Origin of the sequence: Ferribacterium limneticum, from assembly GCF_020510585.1 — a bacterium.
Classification (GTDB): domain Bacteria; phylum Pseudomonadota; class Gammaproteobacteria; order Burkholderiales; family Rhodocyclaceae; genus Azonexus.
Genome location: NZ_CP075190.1, coordinates 4,135,879 through 4,148,629, shown reverse-complemented (window position 1 = coordinate 4,148,629; position 12,751 = coordinate 4,135,879). Strand labels below are relative to the sequence as shown.

Here is a 12,751-nt window from a genome sequence, read left to right as displayed (position 1 = left end):
GTTCTCCGGTTTTTACTCCGTCAAACCAGCCAGTATCTTGCCGTGAATGCCGCCAAAGCCGCCGTTGCTCATGACCAGGATGTGGTCGCCCGGTTGCGCAGCGATGACGATCTGGTCGACCAGTCGGGCTAGGTCGTCTTCGACGACAGCGCGCTCGCCCATCGGCGCCAGCGCCTCGCGGGCATCCCAGCCCAGATTGCCGGCGTAGCAGAAAGCCATATCGACTTCGCGCAGGCTGTCCGGCAACTGCGCTTTCATCGTGCCCAGTTTCATGGTGTTCGAACGCGGTTCGAGCACGGCCAGAATGCGGGCCTTGCCGACCTTGCGACGCAGGCCGGCAACCGTCGTCGCGATGGCCGTCGGATGATGCGCGAAATCGTCGTAAACCGTTACGCCGCGCACTTCGCCGCGCACTTCCATACGCCGTTTGACATTCTCGAAGCGCGACAGCGCATCCAGCCCCTGTTCAAGCGGCACGCCGACATGGCGGGCGGCAAGTAGCGCGGCGCAGGCGTTGGCCCGGTTGTGGTCGCCGGAAAGCCCCCAGACAGTGCGCCGAACCTTGCCATCGGGCGAGTGTAAAACCAGCTCGCCGCGGGCATCGTCACCCGTCACGCAATAGCCGTCCGGGGCGTTGAAACGCTCGATCGGCGTCCAGCAACCACGCTGCAAAACGCGATCCAGGCTGGCCTCGGCAGCATTTGAAACGATCAGCCCGGACTGCGGCAGAGTGCGAATGAGGTGATGAAATTGTGTCTCGATCGCGGCAAGATCGCTGAAAATGTCGGCGTGATCGAATTCGAGATTGTTCAGAACGACCGTCCGCGGCCGGTAATGGACGAACTTGGAACGCTTGTCGCAGAACGCCGTGTCGTATTCGTCAGCCTCGATGACGAAGAACGGCGTGCCGCCGAGCCGGGCGGAGACGCCAAAGTTCAGCGGCACGCCGCCGATTAGGAAGCCGGGATCCATGTTGGCCGCCTCGAGTATCCAGGCCAGCATCGAGGCCGTCGTCGTCTTGCCGTGGGTGCCGGCGACACCGAGTACCCAGCGGCCTTGCAGCAGGTTCTCGGCCAGCCATTGCGGCCCGGAAACATAGGGCAGGCCTTTGTCGAGAATGGCTTCGAGCAGCGGATTACCGCGCGAAATGGCGTTACCGATCACGAAGACATCCGGCGCCAGCTTCAGTTGCTCGGCGTCGAAACCTTCAATCAATTCGATGCCGGCGCCGCGCAACTGGTCGCTCATCGGCGGATAGACGTTGGCGTCGCAGCCGGTGACCTTGTGGCCGGAATCGACCGCCAATTGGGCAACGCCGCCCATGAAAGTGCCGCAGATGCCGAGAATGTGAATGTGCATTTCAGTTCGAGCCGTTAGAATGGGGACGATTTTACCTTGATCGAGTCACCATGGCCCGTCATGAACGGCTACGTACGAGCCCCGGCAATCGGGCCAGCATCGCCAGCGCCGCCGCGCGCCTGATGGCGGAGGACGGCATTTCCGACTACCACCACGCAAAAAAGAAGGCGGCCCGCCAGCTAGGATTGCCCGAAAATACCGCCTTGCCGGACAACGCCGAGGTTGAGGCCGAACTGCGCGCCTATCGCAGTCTGTATCAGGGCGAAGAGCATGAGGAAATGATCGGGCTGATGCGCCATACAGCCCTCGAACTGCTTGATTTGCTGGCTGATTTCAATCCCTACCTGACCGGCTCGGTGCTCGATGGCACGGCGGGCGAGCATTCGCACATCGATATCCTGCTCTTCGCCGATAGCGCCAAGGAGGTCGAGATCTTCCTGCTCAATCGCGCCATCGACGTCTCGCATGTAGAATCGCGGAATGAACGGGTCGAGGCCGTGCTGCGCATGGAAACCGACACGGCCGATGCGGACCTGATCATTCTGCCGCCGAACATGGAGCGAGTCAGTCTGAAACATCACGATGGCCGTCCGCACGAGCGTATCCGGGCCGATGCCCTGCGTGCCTTACTAAAGGAATAGACTAGACAAGTTGCAGCCATTTGCGGCAAACTTGCAGCTATGACGAAGCGAAAAACTGCTTCCAAGCCGGTCGAAAAGCCTCGTGTCCTAGTCATCCACGGGCCGAATCTGAACCTGCTTGGCACACGTGAACCGGAACATTATGGCCGGGTAACCCTGTCGGACATCAACATGTCGCTGGCACGCATGGCCGAAACGGCCGGTGTCGAGCTGGAGGCGTTCCAGAGTAACCATGAAGGTGCGCTGATCGAGCGCATCCATGCTGCTCGCGAACAGGGTGTCCGCGCCATCATCATCAATCCCGCAGCGTACACGCATACCAGCGTGGCCCTGCGCGACGCCATCGCGGCGGTGGCGATTCCGTTCGTCGAAGTGCATCTTTCCAATGTGCATGCGCGGGAACCGTTCCGCCATCACTCGTATTTTTCGGACCTGGCCATCGGTGTCATCTGCGGGCTGGGTCATGAGGGCTACCTGCTAGCCCTCGAATATCTGCTTAACAAGCTTAATATTGAATAGTCCGGTTCCGGCCGGACACTTGTGCCCGACGGGCGCAACACAGAAGGGAGTCTCCATGGATCTGCGTAAACTCAAGAAACTTATCGACCTCGTACAGGAATCCGGCATTTCAGAGCTGGAAGTGACGGAGGGCGAAGAAAAGGTTCGCATCGCCAAGCATTACGCCATGCCGGCCCAGCCGATGATGCAGCAATACGCCATGCCGGTTGGCATGCCGGCGCCGGGCGCTGCTCCGGCCGCTTCTGCGGTCAGCCTTGATGACGAGGACGAATTGCCCGAAGGCCATATCGTCAAGTCGCCAATGGTCGGCACTTTCTACCGCTCGCCGTCGCCGGGTGCCGAAGCATTCGTGCAGATCGGCCAGACCGTAAAGCAGGGCGAAACGCTGTGCATCATCGAAGCCATGAAGCTGCTCAACGAAATCGAAGCCGATGCTTCGGGCGTGGTCAAGGCCATCCTGGTCGAGAATGGCGAGCCGGTGGAATTCGGTGAGCCGCTTTATGTGATTGGCTGATATGGCCATGTTTGAAAAGATTCTTATCGCCAACCGCGGGGAGATCGCGCTGCGTATTCAGCGCGCCTGCCGCGAGCTTGGCATCAAGACGGTGGTCGTGCACTCCGAGGCGGATCGTGATGCGAAATACGTCAAGCTGGCCGACGAGTCGGTCTGTATCGGACCGGCATCCTCGTCGCTGAGCTACCTGAACGTTCCGGCGATTATCTCGGCGGCGGAAGTGACCGATGCCCAGGCTATTCACCCCGGCTACGGCTTCCTCTCGGAAAACGCCGACTTTGCCGAACGCGTCGAGACTTCAGGCTTCGTCTTCATTGGTCCGCGGGCTGAAACCATTCGCTTGATGGGCGACAAGGTGTCGGCTAAAAACGCGATGAAGGAAGCCATGGTGCCTTGCGTCCCAGGTTCCGAAGGCGAATTGCCGGATGATCCGAAGGAAATCGTCAAGATCGCCCGGGCCGTCGGCTATCCGGTGATCATCAAGGCCGCCGGTGGCGGCGGTGGTCGCGGCATGCGCGTCGTGCACACCGAAGCGGCGCTGGTCAATGCCGTGGCGATGACCAAGCAGGAGGCTGGCAGTTTCTTCAATAATCCTGCGGTGTACATGGAAAAGTATCTGGAAAATCCGCGTCACGTGGAAATCCAGGTCCTGGCCGACGAATACAAGAGTGCGATTTACCTAGGCGAACGCGACTGCTCAATGCAACGCCGTCACCAGAAGGTGATCGAAGAGGCACCGGCACCGCATATCCCGGCCCGCCTGATTTCGCGTATCGGCGAACGCTGCGCCGAAGCGTGCCGCAAGATTGGCTATCGCGGCGCCGGCACTTTCGAGTTTCTCTACGAAAACGGCGAGTTCTATTTCATCGAAATGAACACCCGTGTTCAGGTCGAGCATCCGGTGACCGAAATGATTACCGGCGTCGATATCGTGCAGGAGCAGATTCGCGTCGCGGCCGGCGAGAAACTGCGCTACAAACAGAAGGACATCGTGCTCCGCGGTCATTCCATCGAATGCCGCATTAACGCCGAAGATCCCTTCACGTTCGTGCCTTGTCCCGGCAAGATCGAGTTTTACCACCCGCCCGGCGGCCCTGGTATCCGTGTTGATACGCACATTTATCAGGGCTATACCGTGCCGTCGCATTACGACTCGATGGTCGCCAAGGTCATCGCCTACGGCGACACCCGCGATCAGGCCATCCGCCGCATGCGTATCGCCTTGTCCGAGATGAGCATTCAGGGCATCAAGACCAATATCCCGCTGCATCAGGAACTGATGCAGGACGCGCGTTTCGTCGAAGGCGGCACGAGCATTCATTACCTTGAACAGAAACTCGCCGACAAGGGCGAAGTGAAGCTTTAAGCGATGGCCTGGCAAAGTGTCAGTTTCCTGACCGATGCGTCGCATGCCGAGCCGATCTGCGATGCCCTGCTTGAAGCAGGCGCGCTGTCGGCCAGCATCGAGGATGCCGATGCCGGCACGCCGGACGAGCAACCGCTCTTCGGTGAGCCGGGCTCGGTGCCGAGTTCGGGCTGGACGCATTCGCGTATCGTCGCCCTGCTTGAGCCGGATGCCGATATCGATGCTCTGCTCGGCGTGGCAACTTCGGCCATCGGCCTGAGCGAAGCGCCGGCCTACACGGTCGAGACGGTGGAAGAACAGAACTGGGTGCAGCTGACCCAGTCCCAGTTTGACCCCATCCGTGTTTCGGAGCGCCTGTGGATCGTCCCCTCGTGGCACGAAACGCCGGACCCGGCGGCGGTCAATCTGATTCTCGACCCGGGAATGGCTTTCGGCACCGGCTCGCATCCAACCACCCGGCTCTGTCTGGAGTGGCTGGAGCGCAATGTTTCCGAAGGTTGCACCGTGCTCGATTATGGCTGCGGTTCCGGCATTCTGGCCATTGCGGCGGCTCGTCTCGGGGCTGGTCGCGTTGCTGGCGTTGATATTGATCCGCTGGCGGTTGAGGCGGCCCACTCGAACGCCGAGCGCAATGGCGTGGTCGCGCTGTTCGCCGATTCGGCAATGCCGGTCGCTGGCGAGTATGATGTTGTCGTGGCTAATATCCTTTCCAATCCGCTTCGCGTTCTGGCCCCGGCAATCTGCGCGCATGTCCGTTCCGGCGGTCGCCTGGCGCTGTCCGGCATCCTGCGCGAGCAGGCGGAAGAAATCATCGCCATCTACGCCCAATGGCTGCCGATGCAGGTGGCCGATACGCGCGAAGACTGGGTGTGTCTGGAAGGAAGCAAGCCTTGATGCGAACGCGCTGTCCGGTCTGTACCACGGTTTTCCGTGTGACGACCGAGCAGTTGCGGCTGAGGGCGGGCAAGGTTCGCTGCGGGAACTGTCAGGCCGTTTTCAATGCCTTTGACGAACTGGTCAGCGAGGCGCATGAGCCGTTGATCGAGATGCCAGTTGTCGAGGCGGCTATTCCGCGAGGCGAACCAGCTTCCCCGGGGGATGATGTTCCTTTCGAGGGACAGAGAATTGAGGTGCCGACCGTCGAACCGGTAATGGCGGTTGCCGACTTGGCCGAAGATTTGCATTTGCCGCCCGAAGTTTTTGAAGAGCTGTTTGTCGAGCCTTCAGTCGGCGAACAGCTAGAACAGCCCGAACAGCCCGAACAGCCCGAACAGCCCGAACAGCCCGAACAGCCCGAACAGCCCGAACAGCCCGAACAGCCTGACAGTGCTGCACCGGAGGATTCTCCGTTCGTTGCTGCTGAACTGTCCGAGGCTCCGCTAGTAGCGGAAGCGGACCCGATTCAGGCGCCGCTTGAAGAGCCTCTCGTTGAGTCTCCCGAGGAATCGACGCAGGCAGCGCGTCAGGCCGGGCTGGTGGCGGCGCGCGAACTGATCGACTCGGGCTCCTTCAACCGCTGGTCGGCAGGGACCTTGGCCAGCGACGGGTTGGGCGGCTTCGAGAGTGAATCGAATCACCGGGCGGTCTGGCCCTTCGTTCTTGTCGCGATTTTGCTGTTCGTTGGCCTGCTCAGCCAATGGCTGTACTACTTCCGTACTGACATCGTGCTGCGCTTCCCCGGCGTTGTTGGGCTGTACGAACTAGCTGCGGTGGACATTCCCTTGCCGCGGAATGCAGCGCTGGTGTCGATTGAAACATCTGATCTGCAGTCTGATAACGCCCGTGGCCTGTTCGTACTGCAAGCCACGCTGAAAAACCGCGCAGGCTACGCCCAGGCCTGGCCGGCACTGGAATTGAGCCTGACCGATACCAACGATGCCGTGGTTTCCCGACGCGTCATGTTTGCTGCCGATTACCTGCCACCCGGCACGACCTCCGACACCTTCCCGGCCAACGGCGAAATGGCCGTCAAGCTGTGGATCGAGGCCAAGGAGAGCGGCGCCTCCGGTTACCGTCTTTACATCTTTTATCCCTGATCTGACATGACAACACTTATTTGTGGTTCTCTGGCCTTCGACAACATCATGGTCTTTCCGGACCGCTTCAAGAATCACATCCTGCCCGAGCAGATTCACATCCTGAACGTCGCCTTTCTGGTGCCCGAGATGCGCCGCGAGTTTGGCGGCTGTGCCGGCAATATCGCCTACAACCTGATGTTGCTCGGCGGTGAGCCGATGATCATGGCTACCGTTGGTGACGATGCGGCACCGTACCTTGATCGCCTCGACAAGCTTGGTCTGGCGCGCACTCATGTTCGTCAGGTCAGCGGCAGCTTCACGGCGCAGGCTTTCATCACGACCGACCTCGACGATAACCAGATCACCGCCTTCCATCCGGGCGCGATGAGTTTTTCGCACCTCAACAAGGTCGAGAACGCCAATGCCCGGCTCGGTATCGTCGCTCCGGACGGCCGCGAGGGCATGATGCAGCACGCCCGTGACTTCGCTGATTCCAGAGTGCCATTCATCTTCGATCCGGGCCAGGGGTTGCCGATGTTCAATGGTGACGAACTGCTCGATTTCATCGAACTGGCCGACTACGCCTGTTTCAACGACTACGAAGCCAAGCTGCTGTCTGATCGCACCGGGCGTAGTCTGGAGCAACTGGCTGGCAGCCTGAAGGCGCTGATCGTGACACGTGGCGGTGAGGGCTCCGAGATTTACGCCGATGGTGTGCGTCACGACATTCCCTGCGTCGCGGCCGATGAAATCCTTGATCCGACCGGCTGTGGCGACGCCTATCGTTCGGGCCTGCTGTACGGTATCGCCAACGGTTTCGACTGGCTGACGACGGGCCGTCTGGCCGCGGTAATGGGCGCCATCAAGATCGCTCATCGCGGTGGCCAGAATCACCAGCCGAGCCGTGAGGAAATCGCCGAGCGTTATCACAAGGCTTTCGGCGCGCAGCCCTGGTAACCGGGTGGCGATGAAATATCGCTGTCATCTTCGGGCAAAGTGCATGTAACAACGCTCGTCCAGACTTGTTCTCCACGAATACAAGGAGAACAAAGATGGAAAATATCCATAAGGCGGCTGGTCGCAGCCGTCCCGAAAAGAAGAGTCTGGCTGTCGGCTTCGCCCGCAGCCAGAGCGATATCCTCGACGCGCAGCGTCTGCGCTACCGCGTTTTTGCCGGTGAAATGGGCGCCAACCTGCCGAGCCGCATCCCCGGCGTCGACCATGATATTTACGATCCGTATTGCCAGCATCTCGTCGTCCGAGATACGCAGACCAGCGAAATCGTTGGTACCTACCGCATCCTGACGCCGGAAAATGCCCGCCAGGTCGGCTATTACTCCGAAAACGAATTCGACCTGACCCGCCTGCAGCATCTGCGTTCGCGGCTGGTCGAGATTGGCCGTTCCTGCGTTCATCCGGATTACCGGACCGGCGCGACGATTACCTTGCTGTGGTCGGGCCTAGCCAATTTCATGATCGAGAACAGCTACGACTATCTGATGGGCTGTGCCTCGATCAGCATGGCCGATGGCGGCCACGCGGCGGCCAGCTTGTATAATCGTCTGGCAGCCGATCACCTCGGGCCGCAGGAGTACCGCGTTTTTCCGCGCTGTCCGCTGCCCTTGGCTGCCTTGCAGCAGGATTTTCCGGCCGAAACGCCACCATTGATCAAGGGTTACCTGCGCGCCGGGGCCTGGATCTGCGGTGAGCCGGCTTGGGATCCTGATTTCAACACGGCCGATTTGCCAATTTTGATGCCGATGGCCAAAGTTTCCGGCCGTTACGCCAAGCACTACCTGGGATAAGAAGACTGAGCCAAACAAATATAGCGATTCGTGCTTTCAGGATTTTTCGCCTAGCCCTGCTGGTGATCAGCGCGGCCATACTGTCGCTTTGCCTGTTTCCTTTGTGCGGAGAGCGCAAGCGCATGGCGCTGAAGGCCAGTTGGGCAGCCGCCTTACTCGACGCGCTCGGCGTCGAGGTCGAGGCCGATCTGACGCATGCGGTGCCGGGGGCCTTGCTGGTTGCCAATCACATTTCGTGGATCGATATCTACGTTATCAACTCGGCGCTGCCTGCCGCCTTCGTCTCGAAGGAAGAAGTCAGGCACTGGCCGCTGATTGGCTGGCTGGCGGCGAAGAACGACACGATATTCTTGCGCCGTGGCAGTCGTGGGCACGCGAAGATAATCAACGAGCAGGTGGCGGACATTCTGGACAAGGGAAAGCATGTCGCGGTTTTCCCTGAAGGAACAACCACCGATGGCCGCAGCCTGCTGCATTTTCATGCTGCGCTGATTCAGCCGGCGCTGACGGCCGGACGGCCGGTGTTGCCGGTGGCGATCTCGTACTGGGAACTTGATGGTCAGCGCAGTTTGGCGCCGCGTTACGACGGCGATATTTCGATGGGGCAATGCACGGCGGCCATCCTTGGCCGAAAACGCCTGATTGCCCGGCTGGTGACCACGCCAGTTCGTGGCCTTAACGGTGAAGACCGCAAGCAGGTGGCGGCCGAGGCGCGCGAAGCTATCGCTTTAGCGGCTGGGCTTCCGTTGGTGAGCAATCCACCTGAAACACCTGCCGATCTTCCAGCCGGACAGCGGTCAGGTGGCCTCCCCACAGGCAGCCTGAATCGAGCGCCAGCAGATTTGGCGTGACTTTCAGGCCGAGTGCCGACCAGTGGCCGGTGACGAGAACGGCGTCGGCACTTTGCCGATCCTGCAGGTCGAACCAGGGGATGTGACCGGCCGGGGCGTTGGCCAGCTTGCCCTTGACCTTGAACTCCATGACGCCGTCCAGCGTGCAGAAGCGCATGCGGGTCATGGCGTTGACGATGACGCGCAGGCGTGGCCAGCCGCTCAGGTCGTCCGACCAGCCAGCCGGTTCGCTGCCCCACAGGTTGAGGATGAATTCGCGGAAATTCGGGCCTTGCAGCGCTGCTTCCACTTCACGGGCCAGTTCGCGAGCGCGGGCTGCCGTCCATTGCGGCAACAGGCCGGCGTGGACGAGGCAGTATTCACCCTCGGTATGGCAAATCGGCTGATGGCGTAGCCAGTCCAGCAGTTCTGCACAGTCCGGAGCGTCGAGAATTTCCTGCAACGTGTCGTCCTTGCCGCGAAACTTGGCGCCACCTTCGGCGACCATGAGCAGGTAGAGGTCGTGGTTGCCGAGTACGGTGATTGCCGCCGGCCCGAGCGACTTGATCAGGCGCAGCGTTTCCAGCGAATGCGGGCCACGATTGACCAGATCGCCGACCAGCCAGAGACGGTCGTTGAGCGGGTCGAAGGCGCAGCGCTCGAGTAGCCTCTGTAGCGAGTCGTAGCAACCCTGGATGTCGCCGATGGCATAAGTGCTCATTGTTACGGTCAACCGGAAAAAATGGCCAAAATTGAAAGGTCTGCCTACTCGACGGTGACCGACTTGGCCAGATTGCGCGGCTTATCGACGTCGGTGCCCTTAACCAGCGCAACGTGGTACGACAACAGCTGCAACGGAATGACGTGGAGGATGGGCGACAATTCGCCGTAGTGTTCGGGCAGGCGCAGAATGTGCACGCCATCGGACTCCGGGATTTCCGAGTCGGCATCGGCGAAGACGTAGAGTTCGCCGCCTCGCGCCTGGACTTCCCTGAGGTTGGATTTGAGCTTGTCGAGCAACTGGTCGTTCGGGGCGACCGAAATGACCGGCATGTTGGCATCGACCAAAGCCAGCGGACCGTGCTTGAGCTCACCGGCCGGATAGGCTTCGGCGTGGATGTAGGAGATTTCCTTGAGCTTGAGCGCGCCTTCCATGGCGATCGGGTAATGGCGGCCGCGCCCGAGGAAAAGGGCGTGGTGCTTGTCGGCAAAGCGCTGGGCCCAGGCCTTGATCTCGTCTTCGAGCTCGAGCACCTTGTTGACCGCGACCGGCAGGTGGCGCAACTGGTGAATGTAGGTCGCTTCCTGTTCTTCGCTCAGGCGGCCCTTGACCTTGGCAGCGACCAGCGTGAGCAGGAACAGCGCGGCCAGCTGGGTGGTGAAGGCCTTGGTCGAGGCGACGCCGATTTCCGGACCGGCGCGGGTGATGAAGCGCAACGCGCATTCACGAACGATGGCCGATTCAGGCACGTTGCAGATGGCCAGCGTCTTGCTCTGGCCGAGCGACTTGGCGTGGCGCAGGGCGGCCAGCGTGTCGGCCGTTTCGCCGGACTGCGAAATGGCGACAATGAGCTGGCGCGGGTTGGGTACCGAGGTGCGGTAGCGGTATTCGCTGGCGATTTCGACATTGCACGGCACGCCGGCGATGCGCTCAAGCCAGTAGCGGGCGGTGAAGCCGGAATGGCTGCTGGTGCCGCAGGCCAGAATGAGGATCGAGTCGACATCGGCCAGCAAGTTGCCGGCTTCGGCACCGAAAATGCCTGGCTGGATGCTCTTGCTGCCGCCGACGATTTCCAGCGTATTGGCCAGCGCTTCCGGCTGCTCGAAAATTTCCTTCTGCATGTAGTGCTGGTAGTTGCCGAGTTCGACAGCGGCAGCGGACAGCTGGGAAACATGCACCGGACGCTGGACCGGTGTGCCGTCGAGGCGGGTGATCCTGACGTTGGCGGAGGTCAACTCGGCGATATCGCCGTTTTCCAGATAGACCATGTTGCGCGTGACTTGCAGCAGGGCCGAGGCGTCGGAGGCGGCGTAATTGCCGGTGTCGGAGACGCCGAGCAGCAGCGGCGAGCCTTCGCGGGCGACGATGACCTTGCCCGGCTGATTGTGGTCCACGACAGCAATGGCGAAAGCGCCAACCAGGCGCTGGCAGGCGATCTGGACAGCCTTGAGCAGATCCGGCTCGGTCTTCAGTGTGGCCTGAACGAGGTGGGCGATGCTTTCGGTGTCGGTATCCGAGGTGAAGACGTAGCCCTGGGCGGTCAGTTCCGTACGCAGCGACTCGTAGTTTTCAATGATGCCGTTATGAACGACGGCAATGCTGCCGGAAACGTGGGGGTGGGCGTTGCGTTCGCACGGCACACCGTGGGTGGCCCAGCGGGTGTGGGCAATGCCGGTGATGGCTTGGGTGTTGGCCGAGGCGGCTTCCAGTTCGGCGACGCGACCGACCGAGCGGACACGCTCGATGCTGTTGCCGGCGATGACGGCCAGTCCGGCCGAGTCATAGCCCCGATATTCAAGCTTCTTCAGACCTTCGACAAGAACGGGAACGATGTTCTTGTCGGCTGCTGCCGCGACGATGCCACACATAGCTGATCCTTAAACCTTGTAGTAATCGCGATACCACGCGATGAAGCGATTGACGCCTTCCTGGACCGGTGTGCCCGGGACGAAGCCGACCCAGTCATTGAGCAGGTCGGTGTTGGCGTAGGTGGCCGGAACGTCGCCATCCTGCAGCGGCAGCAGACGTTTTTCTGCCTTCTGGCCGAGGGCGTTTTCGATGGCGCCGATGAAGTCGAGCAACTGCACCGGGTTGTTGTTGCCGATGTTGAAGACGCGGTAAGGCGCGTTGCTGGTCGCCGGATCGGCGGAAATCGCGTCATATTCCGCGTTGACCGCAGCATTCTTGTCGAGCACGCGGATGACGCCCTCGACGATGTCATCAACGTAGGTGAAATCGCGCTGCATGTTGCCGAAATTGAAGACATCAATCGGCCGGCCTTCCACGATGGCCTTGGTAAACAGGAAGAGCGCCATGTCCGGCCGGCCCCACGGGCCATAGACCGTGAAGAAGCGCAGGCCCGTGGTCGGCAGGCCGTAGAGGTGGCTGTAGGTGTGCGCCATCAACTCGTTGGCCTTCTTGGTCGCGGCGTATAGGCTGACCGGGTGATCGACGCTGTCGTGCTCGGAGAACGGCATCTTGGTGTTGCCGCCATAGACGCTGGAACTGGACGCATAGACCAGATGCTGCACCTTGTGGTGGCGGCAACCCTCGAGAATGTTAGTGAAGCCGACGATGTTGCTCTCGATGTAGGCGTGCGGATTTTGCAGCGAATAACGAACGCCGGCCTGGGCGGCCAGGTGGATGACCTTGTCGAACTTCTCGTCGGCGAAGAGCTTTTCCGTGCCGGCACGGTCGGCCACGTCGAGCTTGACGAAGCGGAAGCCGGGCAACGACGTCAGGCGCTGCAGGCGGTTTTCCTTGAGCGAGACTTCGTAGTAATCGTTCAGGTTGTCGAGGCCGACCACCTCGTCGCCACGCGCCAGCAGGCGCAGTGAGGTGGTCATGCCGATGAATCCGGCGGCGCCGGTGACGAGAATTTTCACGGAATTGCCCAGAAGAAAAGTTGCTAGATTTTATCGCAGTGCAGCATCGAATTTATGACGCTTGTGCATATTCATTCGGAAGCGCGCAATCGA

12 protein-coding genes and 1 pseudogene are annotated in these 12,751 nt (G+C 60.7%); 9 read left to right on the top strand and 4 right to left on the bottom strand.

Annotated elements, in window-relative coordinates; translation table 11 throughout:
• Window positions 1-12: 12 nt before the first annotated feature.
• Window positions 13-1,359 carry a UDP-N-acetylmuramate:L-alanyl-gamma-D-glutamyl-meso-diaminopimelate ligase gene (gene mpl, locus KI613_RS19805; protein ID WP_226402723.1) on the bottom strand — a complete coding sequence of 449 codons (1,347 nt, stop codon included), beginning with the start codon at window positions 1,357-1,359 and terminating at the stop codon, window positions 13-15.
• Window positions 1,360-1,409: 50 nt separating this feature from the next.
• Between mpl and KI613_RS19800 the strand changes: the two genes are divergently transcribed.
• The 9 genes and pseudogenes from KI613_RS19800 to KI613_RS19760 form a co-directional block, all read left to right on the top strand.
• A complete protein-coding gene (locus tag KI613_RS19800; protein ID WP_226402721.1) occupies window positions 1,410-2,000 on the top strand; it encodes a hypothetical protein in 591 nt (196 codons plus the stop codon).
• Between the two features lie 39 nt (window positions 2,001-2,039).
• Complete coding sequence (gene aroQ, locus KI613_RS19795) at window positions 2,040-2,519, top strand: type II 3-dehydroquinate dehydratase (protein ID WP_226402719.1); 480 nt, start codon at window positions 2,040-2,042, stop codon at window positions 2,517-2,519.
• Between the two features lie 55 nt (window positions 2,520-2,574).
• A complete protein-coding gene (accB, locus tag KI613_RS19790; protein ID WP_226402717.1) occupies window positions 2,575-3,033 on the top strand; it encodes an acetyl-CoA carboxylase biotin carboxyl carrier protein in 459 nt (152 codons plus the stop codon).
• A gap of 7 nt (window positions 3,034-3,040) precedes the next feature.
• Window positions 3,041-4,399: an acetyl-CoA carboxylase biotin carboxylase subunit gene (gene accC / locus KI613_RS19785; protein WP_226402715.1), complete on the top strand. Its 1,359-nt coding sequence runs from the start codon at window positions 3,041-3,043 to the stop codon at window positions 4,397-4,399.
• Between the two features lie 3 nt (window positions 4,400-4,402).
• The gene (prmA, locus tag KI613_RS19780) at window positions 4,403-5,293 is read left to right on the top strand and encodes a 50S ribosomal protein L11 methyltransferase (RefSeq protein WP_226402713.1); all 891 of its coding nucleotides are present in this window, start codon (window positions 4,403-4,405) and stop codon (window positions 5,291-5,293) included.
• Window positions 5,293-6,435 (top strand): DUF3426 domain-containing protein, encoded by a 1,143-nt coding sequence (locus KI613_RS19775; RefSeq protein ID WP_226405787.1) that lies wholly within the window; start codon window positions 5,293-5,295, stop codon window positions 6,433-6,435. Before prmA ends, KI613_RS19775 begins: the two co-directional genes overlap by 1 nt.
• A 6-nt stretch (window positions 6,436-6,441) precedes the next feature.
• Window positions 6,442-7,374, top strand: coding sequence for a carbohydrate kinase family protein (locus KI613_RS19770; RefSeq protein ID WP_226402711.1), 933 nt, complete (start codon window positions 6,442-6,444; stop codon window positions 7,372-7,374).
• A 95-nt stretch (window positions 7,375-7,469) separates the two neighbouring features.
• Entirely contained in the window at window positions 7,470-8,222 is a 753-nt protein-coding gene (locus KI613_RS19765; protein ID WP_226402709.1) for a GNAT family N-acetyltransferase, read from the top strand.
• 122 nt (window positions 8,223-8,344) lie between these two features.
• A pseudogene (locus KI613_RS19760) lies at window positions 8,345-8,704 on the top strand (lysophospholipid acyltransferase family protein); the annotation flags it as partial.
• A 238-nt stretch (window positions 8,705-8,942) separates the two neighbouring features.
• Here the strand turns inward: KI613_RS19760 and KI613_RS19755 are convergent.
• The 3 genes from KI613_RS19755 to KI613_RS19745 are packed head-to-tail and all read right to left on the bottom strand — an operon-like array spanning window position 8,943 to window position 12,658.
• Window positions 8,943-9,773: a symmetrical bis(5'-nucleosyl)-tetraphosphatase gene (locus KI613_RS19755; RefSeq protein WP_226402707.1), complete on the bottom strand. Its 831-nt coding sequence runs from the start codon at window positions 9,771-9,773 to the stop codon at window positions 8,943-8,945.
• Window positions 9,774-9,817: 44 nt separating this feature from the next.
• Entirely contained in the window at window positions 9,818-11,641 is a 1,824-nt protein-coding gene (glmS, locus tag KI613_RS19750; protein WP_226402705.1) for a glutamine--fructose-6-phosphate transaminase (isomerizing), read from the bottom strand.
• A gap of 9 nt (window positions 11,642-11,650) precedes the next feature.
• A complete protein-coding gene (locus tag KI613_RS19745; protein ID WP_226402703.1) occupies window positions 11,651-12,658 on the bottom strand; it encodes an NAD-dependent epimerase in 1,008 nt (335 codons plus the stop codon).
• Between the last annotated feature and the right edge of the window lie 93 nt (window positions 12,659-12,751).